Annotated in this window: 14 protein-coding genes; 7 read left to right on the top strand and 7 right to left on the bottom strand. The window is 74.1% G+C overall.

Translation table 11 applies throughout. The features are described 5' to 3' along the window. Window positions 1–22: 22 nt before the first annotated feature. From ABZX67_RS11645 to ABZX67_RS11635, 3 genes are read right to left on the bottom strand one after another with little or no spacing between them, the layout of a single operon-like run. Window positions 23–850 carry an SAM-dependent methyltransferase gene (locus ABZX67_RS11645; protein ID WP_355357489.1) on the bottom strand — a complete coding sequence of 276 codons (828 nt, stop codon included), beginning with the start codon at window positions 848–850 and terminating at the stop codon, window positions 23–25. Between the two features lie 40 nt (window positions 851–890). After that, window positions 891–1,133, bottom strand: a complete 243-nt coding sequence (locus ABZX67_RS11640; RefSeq protein WP_355357486.1) for a DUF397 domain-containing protein — start codon at window positions 1,131–1,133, stop codon at window positions 891–893. Further along, window positions 1,134–1,997 (bottom strand): helix-turn-helix transcriptional regulator, encoded by an 864-nt coding sequence (locus tag ABZX67_RS11635; RefSeq protein WP_355357483.1) that lies wholly within the window; start codon window positions 1,995–1,997, stop codon window positions 1,134–1,136. It lies immediately after the preceding gene. A gap of 346 nt (window positions 1,998–2,343) precedes the next feature. On the opposite strand from ABZX67_RS11635, the gene ABZX67_RS11630 reads away from it, so the two are divergent. The 3 genes from ABZX67_RS11630 to ABZX67_RS11620 all read left to right on the top strand — a co-directional run bounded on the left by ABZX67_RS11630 (window position 2,344) and on the right by ABZX67_RS11620 (window position 6,719). After that, window positions 2,344–2,778, top strand: coding sequence for an ATP-binding protein (locus tag ABZX67_RS11630; protein WP_355357681.1), 435 nt, complete (start codon window positions 2,344–2,346; stop codon window positions 2,776–2,778). 5 nt (window positions 2,779–2,783) lie between these two features. Next, a complete protein-coding gene (locus ABZX67_RS11625) occupies window positions 2,784–3,197 on the top strand; it encodes a hypothetical protein (protein ID WP_355357480.1) in 414 nt (137 codons plus the stop codon). A 96-nt stretch (window positions 3,198–3,293) separates the two neighbouring features. Then, complete coding sequence (locus ABZX67_RS11620; protein WP_355357477.1) at window positions 3,294–6,719, top strand: DUF4132 domain-containing protein; 3,426 nt, start codon at window positions 3,294–3,296, stop codon at window positions 6,717–6,719. A gap of 19 nt (window positions 6,720–6,738) precedes the next feature. On the opposite strand, the gene ABZX67_RS11615 is transcribed toward ABZX67_RS11620, so the two are convergent. Next, a complete protein-coding gene (locus ABZX67_RS11615; protein ID WP_355357474.1) occupies window positions 6,739–7,116 on the bottom strand; it encodes a hypothetical protein in 378 nt (125 codons plus the stop codon). Between the two features lie 525 nt (window positions 7,117–7,641). On the opposite strand from ABZX67_RS11615, the gene ABZX67_RS11610 reads away from it, so the two are divergent. Together ABZX67_RS11610 and ABZX67_RS11605 are read left to right on the top strand one after the other, a co-directional pair. After that, window positions 7,642–9,447, top strand: a complete 1,806-nt coding sequence (locus tag ABZX67_RS11610; protein WP_355357471.1) for a S8 family serine peptidase — start codon at window positions 7,642–7,644, stop codon at window positions 9,445–9,447. 272 nt (window positions 9,448–9,719) lie between these two features. Beyond that, window positions 9,720–12,497, top strand: coding sequence for an AAA family ATPase (locus tag ABZX67_RS11605; protein WP_355357678.1), 2,778 nt, complete (start codon window positions 9,720–9,722; stop codon window positions 12,495–12,497). Window positions 12,498–12,618: 121 nt separating this feature from the next. Here the strand turns inward: ABZX67_RS11605 and ABZX67_RS11600 are convergent, their stop codons facing one another. After that, on the bottom strand, window positions 12,619–12,822 hold the full coding sequence (locus tag ABZX67_RS11600) for a cold-shock protein (protein WP_190203608.1): 204 nt from the start codon (window positions 12,820–12,822) through the stop codon (window positions 12,619–12,621). A 250-nt stretch (window positions 12,823–13,072) separates the two neighbouring features. On the opposite strand from ABZX67_RS11600, the gene ABZX67_RS11595 reads away from it, so the two are divergent. Further along, window positions 13,073–13,591 (top strand): hypothetical protein, encoded by a 519-nt coding sequence (locus ABZX67_RS11595; protein WP_355357466.1) that lies wholly within the window; start codon window positions 13,073–13,075, stop codon window positions 13,589–13,591. Window positions 13,592–13,607: 16 nt separating this feature from the next. Here ABZX67_RS11595 and ABZX67_RS11590 read toward each other — a convergent pair whose 3' ends face one another. Both ABZX67_RS11590 and ABZX67_RS11585 read right to left on the bottom strand, forming a co-directional pair. Next, window positions 13,608–14,618, bottom strand: coding sequence for a rhamnogalacturonan acetylesterase (locus tag ABZX67_RS11590; protein WP_355357675.1), 1,011 nt, complete (start codon window positions 14,616–14,618; stop codon window positions 13,608–13,610). Window positions 14,619–14,677: 59 nt separating this feature from the next. Then, entirely contained in the window at window positions 14,678–15,778 is a 1,101-nt protein-coding gene (locus ABZX67_RS11585) for a glycoside hydrolase family 43 protein (protein ID WP_355357464.1), read from the bottom strand. Window positions 15,779–15,961: 183 nt separating this feature from the next. Here ABZX67_RS11585 and mmuM point away from each other — a divergent pair, with 183 nt between their 5' ends. Beyond that, complete coding sequence (gene mmuM / locus ABZX67_RS11580; RefSeq protein ID WP_355357460.1) at window positions 15,962–16,888, top strand: homocysteine S-methyltransferase; 927 nt, start codon at window positions 15,962–15,964, stop codon at window positions 16,886–16,888. Window positions 16,889–16,920: the final 32 nt, after the last annotated feature.

The following is a 16,920-nucleotide window of genomic DNA, read 5'->3' as shown; positions in this document are numbered from 1 at the left end:
ACGGCCACGGCGCCGCGTACGGCTACGGCTTGCGGGCGACGCCCGCGTAGCCCGGGATCGGGTCGTCGCCGGCGACCGGGATCGCTTCGCCGAGCTCCGGGTGCCACTCCGCCGTGAGCGAGACCCCGGGCTCGACGAGCTCCAGCCCGTCGAAGAACCGCGCGAACTCCTCGCGCGTGCGCGGCCGGAGGGTGAGGCCCCGCGCCTGGTACAGGGCGCGGGCCTTGGCGGCGCCCTCCGGGTCGAACTCGCTGGTGACGTGGGACAGGACCAGGTAGCTGCCGGACGGGAGCTGCTCGACGAGCCGGTGCACCAGTTCGTACGCGCCGTCCTCGTCGTCCACGAAGTGCAGCAGGGCCAGCATCGACAGCGCGATGGGGCGGCCGAAGTCGAGGACCTTGCCCGCCCGCTCCAGGATCACCTCGGGCTCGCGCGCGTCCGCCTGAATGTACTCGGTGGCGCCCTCGGGGGTGGAGCGCAGCAGCGCCTCGGCGTGCGCGAGAACGATGGGGTCGTTGTCGCAGTAGACGATCCGCGACTCGGGAGCGGCCTCCTGGGCGATCTGGTGGAGGTTGGGCTCGGTCGGGATGCCGGTGCCGATGTCCAGGTACTGGCGTACGCCCTGGGCGGCGAGCCACCGGGTGGCGCGGTGCATGTAGGCGCGGTTGACCCGGGCCATGTCCCTGCCGCGCGCGTCGACGGTGAGGAGCTGCTTGGCCATCTCCTCGTCGACCGGGTAGTTGTCCTTGCCGCCCAGGAACCAGTCGTACATACGGGCCGGGTGGGGCTTGCTCGTGTCGATGCGCACGGCGGCGGCAGGCGGTACGGCGGCGGGTTCTTGCCCGGTCATCTGGCGCTCCAGTGGTCGGCTGGTTCTGATGGGGTGCTGGTCAGGTGAGCAGGAAGTCGGCCTGTCCGGCCTTGGCTCCCTGGATGAACGCGGCGATCTCGCCGTGGGTGTAGATGAGTGCGGGGCCGTCCGGATCGGCGGACTGGCGTACGGCGACCCTGCCGTCGGCCAGTTTCATGGCCTCGACGCAGTTGCCGCCGTTGCCGCCGCTCCACGGCTTGTGCCACCCCTCGGCCCCGAGCTCGGCGGCGGGCATGCCGTTGTATATGCGGTCGCGGTCCATTCACAGCTCCTTGCGGAGGTCCCGGAGGATCTCCTTCGTACGTTGTGCGGTGGCGGCTTGCGCCGCCATGCGGTCCATGACCTCCAGGTGCGAGGCCACCTCGGTGCGCGCGTCGAGGTAGACCGCGCCGGTCAAGTACTCGCTGTAGACCATGTCGGGCAGTTCCGGCATGGCGAATCGGAAGAGGACGAACGGTCCGTACGTGCCCGGGTGGTGCCCGGTGGCGAACTCGGCGATCTGGAGGGTGACGTTGGGGAGCGCGGTGGCCTCCAGCAGGCGGTCGATCTGCGCGCGCATGAGGGCGGGGCTGCCGCCGACGGGCCGGCGCAGCACCGTCTCGTCCATGATCACCCAGAACTTCGGCGCGTCCTGCCGGGTGAGCAGCGACTGCCGTGCCATGCGCAGGGCCACATGGCGTTCGATGTCGTCCGGCCTGACCTGTCCGACGGCTCCGCCGCGCAGGATGGCCCGGGCGTAGTCCTCGGTCTGGAGGAGACCGGGGATGAACTGCGGTTCGTAGGCCCGGATGAGGCTGGCGGCGCCCTCCAGGCTGACGTACATGCTGAACCAGCTGGGCAGGACGTCGTGGAAACGCTGCCACCAGCCCGGCTTGTTGGCCTCCTCGGCCAGCCGGACGAAACCGTCGGCCTCGTCGTGGGGGACTCCGTACTCCCGCAGCAGGAGCTGGACGTACGGGATCTTCAGCGAGACTTCCGCCGTCTCCATGCGGCGGATCGTCGCCGGGGCCACGCGGAGCACCTTGGCGGCTTCCTCGCGCTTCAGCCCCGCGCGCTCCCGCAGTTCCTGCAGGCGCTTGCCGAGAACGACCTGTCCCACGGTGGGGGCGGACCGCGGCTCGCTCACTTCAGACCTCCCCACGCGCTGTTTCGACGAGTGTGCCATGTGACGGTCAGACAGAACAGCTCACTCTGCAATTTTCAGAGTGCCACTTGCCAAGTGTCGGAGTCGGGAGGAAAGTATTCCGGTGAACCAGTTCACGCGGCAGCCCGCACTCCGCTCCGGGAGAGGCAACGTGCGCACTGCCGCCCCACGTGAGGAAGCGGTCGTGGTCCCTGGTAATGCGCCGATGCCCCCTGTCATGGCCGCTCCGCGACCGTGGACCGCGCCCGCCGGACCGCGACCCGTTGCCGATTCCCCTTCCTCTTCCCCTTCCGATACCGGTTCCGACGTCCGTCGCTTCAGCTTCGAACTGCCCGCGCGCGCCGAGTCGGTGGCCAGGGCGAGACGTCTCGCCGACGACCGGCTCGAGCGGTGGCTCGTCGGGCGGGAGGTGCGCGACACGGTCGCGCTCGTCGTCTCGGAGCTCTTCACCAACGCCGTGGTGCACACGGCGAGCGGCCGGGTCGTGTGCGAACTGCGCGACCGGCGCGACCGGTTGCGCATAGCGGTTCAGGACGAGGGCTGTCCGGCCGCCGAGCCGCGGCTGCGGCACGTCGACGCCGAGGAGCGGGGGCGGGGGCTGCTGCTCGTGGAGGCGGTGTGCGGCGCGTGGGGCGCGCACGACGCCCGGCACGGCGCCGGGCGCGTGGTGTGGGCGGAGCTGGCCCTCGCCCGCCCCGAGGCTCTCGGTGCAGCCGAGGCTCTCGGTGCAGCCGGGGCTTTCGGCATGGCGGGGCCATGCTGAGGTCGATGGCCACGCTGCTCGCCGCGCGTGGCCGCCACGGCCGGCCGGACGCGTCCCGTGACCAGGTGCGGCTGACCCTGCCGCCGTCGCTGCCGGCCACGCTGGGCTGCGACGCGGTGGGCGTACCGGCGCGGCACGGGTTCCGGCTGCTGTCCCGGCTGCCCGGCAACGGCTGTGTGTTCGCGGACACCGACTGGTGGTGGTGGATCGTCCCGGCCGGCTCGGACGCGGAGCTGCGGTGGCCGCTGCCCGCCTGTTACGCCGCCGACGCCTGCGTCCCGGACCGCCGGCCCCGGCTGATCCACCGGCCGGACAGCACCTCGCCGTACACGCCGCCGATCCCGCTGTACCTGATGGTCTGCCAGCTCACCGGCATCGCGCCGTCGTGGGCTGGGCCGGGGGTCGAGTCCCGGCTCTGAAAACGCCTGGTCGGGGGCGTTGTCAGTGGTGCGCGCTACGGTCGTTTCCAGTGATCGACGCGGTGGAAAGCCGCGGAGGGGAAACGGGGAGGGCCTGTGCGCCGTGACGCGTTGCCGGACCTGGCGGCCGGGGAGTCGGAGCAGTCGTTCGCCCTGCCCGCGGCGTGGCGGCGCAAGCTGCATCCGAGGCGTGGCGGCGTACGGAGAGCGCCGGGCAGGCCGGACAAGGAAGCGGCGGCTCTGCTCGAGACGCGCCTCGCGCAGGACAAGGACTGGATCGAGGAGTTCCTCGCGGCCCCCGGCAGCGACGCACGGCTGGTGGCGGCGGCGCGGGCGCAGCTGGACGGCAGCGGGCCCTCGCCGCTCGGCGCGGCGGCCGTCGGCGCGATGGTCGCGGTGCCGCCGCCGACGGCCGCCGCGTGGGCGGACGTCTGGGCCGCGGCGCACGGGCTGCCGTTCGCGGCCCGGGCCGCGGTGGAGCTGTTCGACATCGAGGCGGTGTGGATGCAGTCGGGCGGCACGCGGTCGGATCCGGCCGTCACCGCGCTGGATCCCGCGACGCACATCCCCTATCTCACCGAGCAGCGCCGGCCGCTCGCCGACCGCGTCAGGATCCTGCTGGCGGCGGCCGACGAGGAGACCTACCGGGCGGCGGTGGCCGCCCTGGCGGACGCGCGGGACGGTGAGCGGCGGCGGATCGCGGTGTCGTACCTCGTGCCGTCCGAAACCGGCTGGGTCGCCTCATGCTGTGCCGAGCCCGGTGCGCTCGTCTTCCGCGACCAGTACCTGCGGTCGATGCTCTTCTGCTCGCTGCACGCGCCGGAGCAGGTCGACCGGCTGGGCGGGAAGGCGGACATCGACTGGCCCCTCTCTACGATCGCGACCGTGGCCGAGGGTCTGGGCCCGGCCGCGGCCCCGCTGGTGGCGGAGGTCTTCGACCGTGCGTACGCCTCCGCCGCGAGTGTGCGGGCGGCGGCGGCCGCGCTGGTCGAGCTGCCGGGTGACGCGGCGCTGTGGGCGCTGCTGGCCCGGGCAAGCGACAAGCGGGTGCGGCCCTCGCTGCTGCGGGCGATGGAGCGCCGGCCGGTGACGACGCTGCGTGCACTGGCCGAGGCATCGCGGGGCGCGGGCGGGGGCGCCGAGGAGGCGCGACGGCTGCTGGGCGAGCACATCGGTGCCCATCGGGAGCTCGCGCAGGCTGCTCTGGCCACGTTCGACGAGGCGGACGCGGCGGCTGTCCGGCCGTTCCTGGAGCGGCCGGAGAAGGTGCCCGACGCACCGGCCGAGGAGCTGCCCGCGCTGCTGACGAGCCCGCCGTGGCCGACCCGGCCGGGGGCGGACGCGGAGGCCGACACGGCTGCGGATGCGGCTGCGGCTGCGGACAAGGTCGTCACCGGGCTGAGCGCCGACGCCGCACCGGTCGTGGAGTGGCTGCCGGGTGAGCGGGAGGCGTGGGCGGCCGCCCGGTCGCCGTACCTCCACCCCGCGGACCCCGGCTCCGATGGGATGGCTGTCGACGTGGAGGCGCTGCGCCGCTACGGGCTGGAGGACCTGTCGTCGGCGCAGCTCTTCCTCCGGGGTTCGGATGAGGTCATGCGTCCGCTGCTCGCCGAGTGGGCGCCGGACGACTACTGGGAGGGCGAGAACACCCTGCGCCCGGTCGCCGCGCGGTACGGGACGGACGCGCTGCCGGTGCTGACGCGGGCAGCCGTGCGCCACCCGGCCACGCTGGGGGCGCTGCTGCTGCCGTTCCGCGACGCCGGGACGGCCCGGCTGATGGCCGAGTGGACGGTGCGGCTCAAGAAGGCGAGCGAGGTGGCGCGTGCGTGGTTCGCGCGGCACGGCCTGGCGGCGGTCGCCCTCCTGGTGCCGGACGCGGTGGGAGCTCCGGGGCCCGTGCGGCGCCATGCCGCGTACGCCCTGCGGCTCATCGGGTCGGCGCACGGGGTCGAGCCGGTGTGCGGCGCGGCGGCCGAGCGGTACGGCGAGGAGGTCGCCGAGGTCGTCCGGGCGGAGCTGGCGCCGGTCGCCGATCCGCTGCGGGCCGCCCTGCCCGCCACGCTGCCCGTGCTCCCCGAGTGGGCCGATCCCGTCGTGCTGCCGCAGGTCCTGCTGCGCGGCGGAGGCAGCGCGCTGCCCGCCGAGTCGGTGCGGCACGCGCTGACCATGCTGGCGATGTCCCGGCCGGGCGAGGTCTACCCGGGGGTGCCGGTGGTGCGGGAGGTGTGCGACCGCGGCTCGCTCGCCGCCTTCGGGTGGGAGCTGTTCGAGCGGTGGCGGTCGGCGGGGATGCCCGCCGAGGACGGTTGGGCGCTGCACGCCCTGGGGCTGCTGGGGGACGACGAGACCGTACGGCGGCTGGCTCCGGTGGTGCGGGCCTGGCCGGGTGAGGGAGCGCACCACCGTGCGGTGGAAGGGCTCGACGTGCTGGCCGCGATCGGTACCGATGAGGCGCTGACACAGCTTCACCGCATCGCGCAGCGCGTGCGGTTCAAGGCGCTGAAGGCGCGGGCGCAGGAGAGGATCGCGGCGGTGGCACGGGGGCTCGGGCTCACCGCCGAGCAGCTGGGCGACCGGCTGGTGCCCGACGCGGGGCTGGACGCGACGGGCGGCACGGTCGTGGACTACGGCGCGCGGCGCTTCACGGTCGGCTTCGACGAGCGGTTGCGGCCGTACGTTCTGGACGGGACCGGCAAGCGGCTGAAGAACCTGCCGAAGCCGGGCCGGCAGGACGACCCGGAACGGGCGTCGGTGGAGCGCGCGCGGTTCACGGCCCTGAAGAAGGAGGTGCGGACCGTCGCCGCGGACCAGGTGCGGCGGCTGGAGGCGGCCATGGTGGCGGGCCGGACCTGGTCGGCGGAGGAGTTCCGTGACCTGATCCTCGGTCACCCGCTCCTCCGCCACCTGGCGCGGGGCCTGGTGTGGCTTGCCGAGCACGGGGACGCGGTGTGGTCGTTCCGGGTGTCCGCGGACGGGGACCGGGCGTGCACGGACGTGACCGGCCGGCGCCGCCAGCTGCCCGCGGGCGCCTCCGTACGGCCGGCCCATCCGCTGGAGGTGGAGGGTGAACTGGCGGCGTGGCGCGCGGTGTTCGCCGGGCACGGGACCGTTCAGCCGTTCCCGCAGCTGGAGCGGCCCGTGTACCGGTTCACCGAGGAGGAGGCGGCGGGGTGGCGGCTCCCCCGCTTCGAGGGCATCACCGTGCCCACCGGAGGCCTGCTGGGCCTGGAGCGGCGCGGCTGGCGGCGCGGGGAGCCCCAGGACGCCGGGGTGGAGTGCTGGCTGACCAAGGGAGTCGGCCCGGACCGGTATCTGGTCGTCAACCCCCGCGACGGGATAGCCGTCGGCGCCGTCGACGTCTTCCCCGAGCAGCCGCTCGACGCCGTCTGGCTGCACGACCGCCCCGGGGACTTCTCGCCCCCGCGGGACAGTCGGCTGCGCCTGGGCGACCTCTCCCCCGTCCTCGCCTCCGAGGCGCTGGCCGACCTGACCGCGCTGGTGGAAGGGGCGGCGACGCCCTGAGCGGACCGCCCGCCCACCGCTACCGCCCAGGCGGTGCGGGGACCTTGGCGGCGTCGAAGGCGACGTACTCGATCACCGCGCCGCCGGGGTGCAGCACGGTCAGGTTCCGCCCGGTCGGCACCTCGTTGGGCCCGTCGAGTATCCGGCTGCCTTCGTCCGCGACCAGCGCCAGGATCTCGTCGAGGTCCTCGACGATGGTGGTGGCCTGCACATCGCGGAACGGAGCCAGCTCCTCCGCCGTGCCCGCCACGAGCAGGTAGCCGCCGACGGCCGCCAACTCGACGCCCCGGTACGCGAAGCGCAGCTCCGGCTCGGTGCCGGTCAGGGCCTGGAAGGTCGGCAGTGCCGTGTCCAGGTCGTCGACGTACACGCGGGCATAGGTGGCGACAACCGGCATAGGACCACTCCTGAACTTCGTGAACGGCAACCGACCGCGCGGAGCGGTCACGGGCATGCAACGAACCTTACCGGAGGCATTCTCCGTTTTCCGGACGGCAGGGGCAGACAGAGCGGGCAAGCCGCTCGCGGTCGCCCGAGGGCGGGCAGCGGTGGCGGCCAAAGTCCCGGCGCGAGGGGCCCGGGGAGGGGCCCGGTGAGGGCTCCCCCTACCCCCGGCGGGGAGGACAAGGGTTTCCCCCATATCGGGTTCACCTCGGGTTTCCCTACTGTCTGCCTCACCGGCGGTTCTCATTCCCTGACCTCGTATGTCAGGTGCATGTAACCCCTGAGCACCACCGGTCGCGCCGGCGGCGGCGCATGGGCCCACCCAGCCCGGGACCACGGAGCACTGCCCCCATGGTGCACCGCGGACCCGCAGCGCCGCCCGCCCGCGCGCTCTGCACCGTCAGCTGCTCCGGGAGTCGCCGGGGCCGCCCTGAAAGGGAACACCTTGAACGGTTCCAGGCGGAGACTCATATCCGTCGTGGCCGCGAGCGCCACGATCATCGGCGTGGCCGCCACCTCGTCGGTGGCACTCGCCGCAGAGGCCACCCCCCAGCCCGCCCCCCGGCCCGCCGCCGGGGTCACGCTGCCCAGCGCGCCGGTCGAGAAGGTCATCGTGACCTACAAGTCCCGCACCGCCGAGGCCACGTCCAACAGCGCCGCCAAGGGCGACGCCGCCGAGAAGGCGGCCAAGACCGGCGAGGACCTCTCCTTCGAGCGCCGCCTCGCGAGCGGCGCCGCGCTCGTCGACCTCGGCAAGGAGGCGGCGTCGCAGCAGGACGTCTCCGAGGTCATGGCCGCCTTCCGCGCCGACCCGGCCGTCGCGTCCGTCGAGCCCGACATCCGCGCCTACGCGATGGCGGTCACCCCCAACGACACCGAGTACGCCAAGCAGTGGGACCTCTTCGAGCCCACCGGCGGCATGAACGTACCCGGCGCCTGGGACACCACCACCGGCAGCGGCGTCACCGTCGCCGTCATCGACACCGGCTACGCCGCGCACAGCGACCTCAGCGCGAACACCGTCGCCGGCTACGACTTCATCTCCAGCTCCGCCGACGCCCGCGACGGCAACGGCCGCGACAGCGACGCCAAGGACGAGGGCGACTGGAACGCGACCGACGGCGAGTGCGGCACCGGCTCCCGCGCGAGCAGCTCCTCCTGGCACGGCACCCACGTGGCGGGCACCATCGCGGCGACCACCCACAACGCCAAGGGCGTCGCGGGCATCGCGTACGGGGCGAAGGTCCAGCACGTGCGCGTGCTCGGCAAGTGCGGCGGCTCCTCCTCGGACATCGCCGACGCGATCACCTGGGCCTCCGGCGGCACCGTCCCGGGTATCCCGGTGAACCCGACCCCGGCCAAGGTCATCAACATGAGCCTCGGCGGCGCCAGCTCGACCTGCCCGACCGTCTACAAGAACGCCATCGACGGCGCGGTCGCGCGGGGGGCGACCGTCGTCGTCGCGGCGGGCAACAGCAACGCCAACACGTCCGGCTTCACGCCCGCCAACTGCGCGAACGTCATCACCGTGGCGTCCACCAGCCGCGAGGGCAACCGTTCGTACTACTCGAACTACGGCACCACCGTCGACGTGTCGGCCCCGGGCGGCGAGACCCGCCGCGCCACCGACACGCCGGGCACCATCACCACGCCCGAGAACGGCATCCTCTCCACGCTGAACTCCGGCACCACGACCCAGTCGCTGGAGAACTACAAGCCCTACCAGGGCACGTCGATGGCGGCCCCGCACATCGCCGGTCTCGCCGCGCTGCTCAAGTCGGCCAAGTCGTCCCTGACCCCGGCCGAGATCGAGACCGCGATCAAGAGCAACGCCCGTCCGCTGCCCGGCACCTGCTCCGGCGGCTGCGGCACCGGCATCGCCGACGCCGCGAAGACCGTCCAGGCCGTGACCGGCGGCACGGGCACCACCCCCGGCACCGGCAAGAACTTCACCAACGCCACCGACGTGACGATCTCGGACAACGCGACCGTGACGTCCTCGATCTCCGTCACCGGCCTGACCGGCAACGCCCCCGCCGCCCTCAAGGTGGACGTGGACATCAAGCACACCTGGCGCGGTGACCTGGTCATCGACCTGGTCGCCCCGGACGGCAGCGCGTACCGCCTGAAGAACTCCAGCAGCAACGACTCGGCGGACAACATCCTCGCGTCGTACACCGTCGACGCCTCGTCCGAGGCCGCGAACGGTGTCTGGAAACTGCGCGTCCAGGACGTGGCCTCGGGTGACACCGGCTACATCGACTCCTGGGGTCTCACCTTCTGATCCACCGGCATGACCCGCTCCACCGCTGGTCAGGGGCGTGTTCGCGGCACTTCGCCGCGGGCACGCCCCACCGCGCGTCCCCGCTCCGCCGTCCACATGCCGGACACGACACCTGGACGTGGGTGGCCGGGTTCGTATTCTCTGCTCCCAAGCGGGACGGAGGGGCGGTGAGGGTCGTGGTGCAGGCGGGGTCGACGCCGTACCGGACGACGTCGCGCGAGCGCACGGCACCGCGCGAGCCCGCCGTCCCCCTCGCACGGGGCGCGTCCGCCGTGTCCGGGTCCGCCGCGCCCGTCGGCCGGGCGGACCTGCTGACCCGCCTGGACCAGGTCCTGCGTACCCGCGGCCGGGCGCTCCTCACCGGCCCCGCCGGCATCGGCAAGACCGAGGTCGCCCAGGCGGCCGCCGACCAGGCCGCCCGCTGCCGTGGTGAAACGATCCTGTGGCTCGCCCCGCAGCCCGCCGACCGGGACATGGCCGGCGCGGCGGCCGCCGCCCTCGTCGCCTCCGTGCCCGCGGCCGCACTCGACGGGCTGCCCGATCCGCAGCGCGCCGCCGTCGCCGTCCTGTGCCGCGAGGCCACGGCGCCCGAGACCGGTTGGGACCCCGTCGCGCTGCGCCTGGGCATCGCCCGGATCCTGCGCGCCCTGGCCGAGCGCGGACCGGTCCTCCTCGTCGTCGACGACGTCCAGCGCATCGACGCGGAGAGCGCCGACCTGCTGCGCTTCGCCCTCCACCTCGCCCCGCCCGCGCTGCGCGTCCTCGCGGTCGAGACGCCGGACCCGTACGCCGACGGCGCCTCCTGCACCCTCTGGGTTCCCTCGGAGGCCGACGTCCTGCTCGTGCCCCCGCTCCAGGCCGACGAGATCGCCGAACTCCTCGTCCACCACCGGCTGCCGTCCCGGATGGCCGGGCGCATCCACCGCACCAGCGGCGGCAACCCGCGTCTCGCGCTCGCCGTCGGCCGGTCGCTGGCCGACGCGCGGACACCCGTGCACCACGCCGAAGCGCTGCCGCTGTCCGGCCGGGCCCGCGACCTCGCGCGCCGCATGCTCGCCCCCGCCACGCCCGACGTGCGCGCCACCCTGCTGCTCGCCGCGCTCGCGCTGCGCCCGACGGCGGCGCTGATCCGCCGCGCCGGCCGCCCCACCGCCGAGGCGGAGCTGGCCGCGGCCGAGCGCGCCGGGCTGATATCGGTGACCGAGGACGGGACGGTCGCCTTCACGGCGGGCCTGCTGCCCTCCACCCTGGTCCACGACACCTGCTGGACCGAGCGCAGCAGCGGGCACGCGGCGCTCGCGCGCGTGGTGGACGACCCTGTCGAGGAGGTACGGCACCGGGCGCTCGCCACGGACGTGCCCGACGAGGACCTCGCCGCCGAGGTGACCGCCGCCGCGGAGACGGCACGCCGCCGCGGCAACAGCGCGCTCGCCGCGGAACTGGCGCTGCTCGCCGCCGAGTCGACACCGGTACGCCTCGGGGAGCGGCGCATCGCCCGGCTGGTGGACGCCGCCGAGGAGGCCGCCCGCGCCGCCCGCGCCGACCTCGCGATGCGCGCCGCCGCCGACCTGCTGGCCCGCGACGCGGCGCCCGCGGACCGGGTGCGCGCCCGGCTCGCCGTACTCGACACGGCCGGGCAGGGGCTGACGGACCTCGACGAGCTGTACGTGCACGCGATGGAGGACTCCGACGGCGATCCGCGGCTCCGGGCGGGTGTGCTGCTGCGGCTGGCGGTCAAGTACGTGCTCGCGGACGGCGATCCGGTGCGTTCGCGGGCGGCCGCCGTCGAGTCGGCCGCGCTCGCCGCGTCGGTGGACGACCGGCACACGGCCGCGAAGGCGCTGACCGTCCAGGCCCGGATGGACCGGGCGCTCGGCTCGCCGGACGCCGAGCGGACCCTGGCCGAGGCGCGGGCCCTGGAGATGACCGACCGGCCGCTGGGTGTGCGCAACGCCGCCCAGATCCTGACGATCCGGCACGCGCTCTTCGACGACCGGCTCACCGAGGCCCGCGACCAGCTCAACGCCCTGCTCCCGCTGGTCGAGCGGCGCGGCCCGGTCGAGGACGCCATCGAGCTGCTGAACACCCTCTCGCAGGTGGAGGCCCGGCGCGGGCAGTGCGCGGCGGCCCTCGCGCACGCCGGCCGGTCGCTCGCGCTGACCCTGGAGGCGGGCCTGTCGCCGGGGCCCGCCTGGTACCACCTGGCCCTCGCGGAGACGGCGGGCGGCAGCTTCGCCCGGGCCGCCGGATACGCCCGGCGCAGCGTGCGGGCGTCGGAGGAGGAGGGCGACCACGTCTTCCTCTCGCGCAGCCTGTACGCCCTCGGCCGCGTCCAGCTGGTCACGGGGGACGTGGCGGGCGCCCTGGAGACGCTGCGGCGCGTGCAGGAGGCGGAGAACGCCCAGTGCGCCGTGGACCCGTCGATGCTGCGCTGGCACGAGGAGCTGGCCGAGGCGCTGCTCGCCAACGACGCCCGCGATGAGGCGGAGGCGCTCCTCGCCGACGTGGGTCCGGTCGCCGAACGTCTGGGCCGTACGACGGTGTTGCTGGGCTTCGACCGGGCGTACGCGCTGTGCCTGGCGGCGGGCGGCAAGACCGACGAGGCGGTGGCCCTGCTGGCGGAGACGGCGGACCGGTTCGCCGCCCACGGGCTGGTCCTGGAGCAGGGGCGCTGCCTGATCGCGCTGTCGCGGGTGGAGCGCCGGCGGCGCAGGCGGTCGGCCGCGCAGCAGGCGCTGCACGCGGCGGCGGCCGTCTTCGAGCGGGCGGGCGCGGTGCCGTGGCTGGGCCTGACCGCCGAGAACCCGTCGTACGCCGAGCCGGCGCCCGGCACGGCACCGGCGGGGAACGCGGCCCTGTCCCGGCTCACGGAGGCGGAGCTGAACCTGGCGCGGCTCGTCGGCGAGGGGGCGAGCAACCAGGAGGCGGCGGCCCGGCTGTATCTGAGCGTGAAGACCGTCGAGGCGCGGCTGACCCGCATCTACCAGAAGCTCGACGTCCGTTCGCGGGCGCAGCTGGCGACGGTGTTGAACCACGGCGCCGGATCCTGACGGATCCCGAGTCCTGCGGCGCTCTTGCCCGACACGACCTAGGGGCCCAGTCAGGGGATCGCGAAGGCCCCCGGAAGCACCGGCTTCCGGGGGCCTTGACGCGCGTCGCGCGTCAGCGCGGTCAGGCGGGGGTGATGTTCTCCGCCTGCGGGCCCTTCTGGCCCTGCGTGATGTCGAAGGTGACGGCCTGGCCTTCCTGGAGCTCACGGTAGCCGTTGCCGTTGATGTTGGAGTAGTGCGCGAAGACGTCCGGACCGCCGCCGTCCTGCGCGATGAAGCCGAAGCCCTTTTCGGAGTTGAACCACTTCACGGTTCCGCTGGCCATGCTGGTGCCTCTCAGTCGATGACGGGCCCGCACCGCGCGGACCCGGAGGTGATCGCCCTGGTCCTGCACTGCACAGCAAGAAGCCCACGCCTCCGCGTGGGCAGGAACTGCGAACCACGACATCTGGCATCGACGCTACACCGTGAAGGGGCTCATCACCAGAGAGCAACTTCCCGCCATTCAGGGGGCAGCGGCCGAGAAGGCGGACCTCGGCCGTTCACCTTCGCCTTCCTCCCGGTAGCCTCTCCGGGTGATCGATGAAGTTACTCGCTGGTATCGGTTCGCCGGCCTGCTGCCCGAGCCCGCGGCCACCGAGGTCAGGGACTACTGGGCCATCGGGGAACAGGAGGCCGGTCTCGACCGGCTGGTGGCCGGTCTCCAGGCGCACGGGGTGGTGGTGAGCGAGGCCACCGTCGCCGAGATCGCGGTGGTGGCCCGGGAGTGGGGCATGGGCGAGGCGCTCACGCCCCGGCTCCTGCGCTGCGCCGCGGTCCGGCCGGGCGCGGAGGAGGCGCCGCTCCGGCTGATCGAGCACCCGGACGCCCGGCCGCTGCCGGCCCCGGCCGCCGGCCAGGCCGTCGTGCCGTGGATCGGCTGCGGTCGCTGCGGCGAGGTACTGGCCCGCGTGCACACCGTCGAACCGTGGGGCGACCTGTCGCTCACGCCGCTGCACTACGCCCTCCTGACGCCCGGCGCGGCGGCGCGGCCCCGCCTCTTCGCCGCGGGCTCGGCGTGGCCGGCCCTGGCGGCGCTCGGCGCCTGCGCCTGAGCGGGCGTCACCGGCCTCACCGCCGCTGCCAGGAGCCGATCAGCCCCCGGGCCACCAGCTCGTCGGCGACGAGCCCGGCGTACTCGGTGGCGCCGCGCACCGAGGTGTGGGTGTTGTCGCGCTTCTCGTTCGTCAGGTACAGGGCCTTCGACCCCTCCGTACCGAGCGCCTCCACCCGCGCCTTGGTGAGGGCTGTCAGGTCGATCAGCGGCGTGCCGAGGCGGGCCGCCAGGGCGCGGATCTCCGCCGGGTGATCGACGCCGAGGCCGTTGACGAGCAGGGCCGTGTCGTTGTCGAGCGTGCCGTCGGCGTTGAACCAGCGGCGCACGATGGGCGTGACGAGCACCGGCAGCCCACCCCGCGCGCGTACGCCGTCGACGAGCGCGGTGAGGTTCGCGCGGTAGGTCGGGGCGTCGGTCCGCTTGTCGTTGTGGGCGAGCTGGATGAGCGCCAGGTCTCCGGGGCGGATGCGCTGTCGGGCGGCCGGGAAGAGGGCGGGGTCGGCGAGGAAGGTGACGGTGCTCTCGCCGGAGTCGGCGTGGTTGGCGACGGAGAGCCCGCGCCCGAGGAGGCCGGGCAGCCGCTGCCCCCAGCCCGCGTACGGCTCACCGGGCTGGTCGCACACCGTCGAGTCGCCGATGAGCAGGATCCGGCGGGTCGCGTACGGCGCCGGGGTGACGCGGACGGCGGACAGGGCGGGCGCCGGGCCCCCGAAGGCCAGCTGCAGCCCCGGCGTCCCGGCGGGCCCGGTGGGCTCGCCCTCGGGGGTGCGTACGTCGACGGTGAAGGTGCGGCGGACCCGCTCACCGGCCGCGGTGGCGGTCTCGGCGAGCATCGCGCGCCGCGTCTCGGCGGTGACGGAGGTGGCGCCGGCGGTCTCCCCACCGAGCGTGACGGTGACGTCGTACGTGCCGGGCGGGACGTCGAAGTGGCAGACGACGGGCGCGGTGCCGGTGCAGTGGTCCAGGCCCTGCCCGTACGGCGCCGACGCGTGCGCGGGAAGGGCGGGGAGGACGGGCAGGGTCATGGCCGCCGCCGCGACCACCAGGGCGGAACGTCTCTCGCGTTTCATGGCACCAAGAAACATCAGGTTTCCTCCCTCGGCAGCGCGGCCGGGCGGGCGGGGCCGTCCGCGACCGGGACGCCGAAGTCCGGGGTGCCGTCGGGCTTCCAGCCGAGCCGCTGGATGCGCGTGTGGCGGTTGGGGTCGTGCAGAGGGTCGCCGCTGATCTCCTTGTACGGACGGGCGTGGTAGACGAGGACGTCGGTGCGGCCGTCCTCGGCGACGGTGAAGGAGTTGTGGCCGGGGCCGTACTGCCCGGTGGTGTCGTCGCTGGTGAAGACGGGCCGGGGCGACTTGGTCCAGGACGCGGGGTCCATCAGGTCGCTGCGGGAGTCGGCGGTGAGCAGGCCCAGGCAGTAGTTGCTGTCGGTGGCGCTGGCGGAGTACGTCAGGAAGACGCGGCCGTTGCGCTCGATGACGGAGGCGCCTTCGTTCACCTTGAAGCCGACGCACTCCCAGTCGTACTCGGGTGTCGTCAGCCGCACCTGAGGGCCGGTCAGCGTCACCGGGTCGGCCATCCGGGACAGGAAGATCGCGGTGTTGTTGTCCGTGCCGGGCTCGTGCTGCGCCCAGGCGGGGTAGCGGCTGCCCCGATGGACGAAGGTGGTGGCGTCGAGCGAGAAGGTGTCCCAGGCGGTGACGATCCGGCCCTTCTCGGTCCAGGTGCCCCGGAAGGGGTCCTTGCTCGGGTTCTCCAGCACCCACATGCGGATCTTCCACACGTCGTCGGCGGGCGCGGCGGCGAAGTAGACGTACCAGCGTCCGTCGATGTGGTGGATCTCCGGCGCCCAGATGTGGGCGGCCATGTCACCGCTGGTGTGCCTCCTCCAGATCACCGACTCCTCGGCCCCGGCGAGTCCGCGCAGGGTGCGGGCGCGCCGCAGGACGATCCGGTCGTACTCGGGTGCGGTGGCGGTGAAGTAGTACCGGCCGTCGGTGTGGCGGTGGATGTGCGGGTCGGCGCGGTTGCGGACGAGGGGGTTGGTGTACGGGGCGGCCGCCGTCGGGCGGCCCGGCACGGCGGCCAGGGCGGCGCCGGGCACGGCCGCGAGCGCGCCGGTGGCGAGGGTGGCGCTCATGAGGACGGTTCTGCGGCTGGGGAGGGGTACGTCACTGCGGCTCATGCGGTACGGCGCCCTTCGGATGCGGACTGGATGACCGGCTCAATATTCGATATATCGAACATCATTTGTGATACCGAACGGCGAAACCGTAGAGGCAGCAGCAGACGAGGTCAACGGCCAGGCCGGGATCGGCCTTTGGCCCGCGCTACGCCGCACGGCGCGCGGTCCGCTAGCTTCGGCCCCATGAGCAGCGCCGTCGCCCCTCCCCCGTTCACCGACGCCCTCACCGGCGGCCCCGCCCTCGTCCTGGACGGCGGCCTCTCCAACCAGCTGGAGGCCGCCGGGTACGACCTCTCCGACGACCTGTGGTCGGCGCGGTTGCTCGCCGAGCGGCCCGAGGCGATCGTCGAGGCGCATCTGGCGTACTACGCGGCGGGCGCGAGCGTCGTGATCTCCTCCAGCTACCAGGCGACCTTCGAGGGGTTCGCGCGGCACGGCACCGGCCACGACCGGGCGGCCGAGCTCCTGGCGCTCAGCGTGGAGCTGGGGCGGGAGGCCGCGCGCCGCGCGGAAGCCAGGAGCCCCGGCCGGGCGCTGTGGGTGGCCGCGTCCGCCGGGCCGTACGGCGCGATGCTGGCCGACGGCTCGGAGTACCGGGGGCGGTACGGGCTGGGCGTCGACGCGCTGGAGCGCTTCCACCGCCCGCGCCTGGAGGTGCTGGCCGCCGCCCGGCCGGACGTCCTGGCGCTGGAGACCGTGCCGGACACGGACGAGGCGAAAGCGCTGCTCCGCGCGGTGCGCGGACTCGGCGTACCGGCCTGGCTGTCGTACACCATCGCCGGGGAGCGGACGCGCGCCGGGCAGCCACTGGAGGAGGCGTTCGCCCTCGCGGCGGGCGCGGAGGAGATCGTGGCCGTCGGCGTCAACTGCTGCGCCCCCGAGGACGCCGGCCGGGCGGTCGCGCTCGCCGCCCGCGTGACCGGCAAGCCGGTCGTCGTGTACCCGAACAGCGGCGAGCGCTGGGACGCACGGGCGCACGCGTGGGACGGGCGTCCGACCTTCTCCGCCGACCGCGTGGCGGGCTGGCGGCGGGCCGGGGCGCGGCTGATCGGCGGGTGCTGCCGGGTGGGGCCGGAGGCGATCGCGGACATCGCCGCACAGCTGCGCTGATCGTTCGATCGATCGCCCGCGATCTTCCCGCC

Source organism: Streptomyces sp. NPDC003036 (assembly GCF_040611175.1).
Taxonomy (GTDB): domain Bacteria; phylum Actinomycetota; class Actinomycetes; order Streptomycetales; family Streptomycetaceae; genus Streptomyces.
The sequence above is the reverse complement of the archived record's forward strand: the minus strand, read 5'-3'. Positions and strand labels throughout refer to the sequence as shown.

What these genes read in the sequence shown, in the direction of transcription:
- ABZX67_RS11645 (WP_355357489.1), bottom strand. Translation starts at nt 850, where the DNA reads ATGACCGGGCAAGAACCCGCCGCCGTACCGCCTGCCGCCGCCGTGCGC.
- ABZX67_RS11640 (WP_355357486.1), bottom strand. Translation starts at nt 1,133, where the DNA reads ATGGACCGCGACCGCATATACAACGGCATGCCCGCCGCCGAGCTCGGG.
- ABZX67_RS11625 (WP_355357480.1), top strand. Translation starts at nt 2,784, where the DNA reads ATGGCCACGCTGCTCGCCGCGCGTGGCCGCCACGGCCGGCCGGACGCG.
- ABZX67_RS11615 (WP_355357474.1), bottom strand. Translation starts at nt 7,116, where the DNA reads ATGCCGGTTGTCGCCACCTATGCCCGCGTGTACGTCGACGACCTGGAC.
- ABZX67_RS11600 (WP_190203608.1), bottom strand. Translation starts at nt 12,822, where the DNA reads ATGGCCAGCGGAACCGTGAAGTGGTTCAACTCCGAAAAGGGCTTCGGC.
- ABZX67_RS11590 (WP_355357675.1), bottom strand. Translation starts at nt 14,618, where the DNA reads ATGACCCTGCCCGTCCTCCCCGCCCTTCCCGCGCACGCGTCGGCGCCG.
- ABZX67_RS11585 (WP_355357464.1), bottom strand. Translation starts at nt 15,778, where the DNA reads ATGAGCCGCAGTGACGTACCCCTCCCCAGCCGCAGAACCGTCCTCATG.
- mmuM (WP_355357460.1), top strand. Translation starts at nt 15,962, where the DNA reads ATGAGCAGCGCCGTCGCCCCTCCCCCGTTCACCGACGCCCTCACCGGC.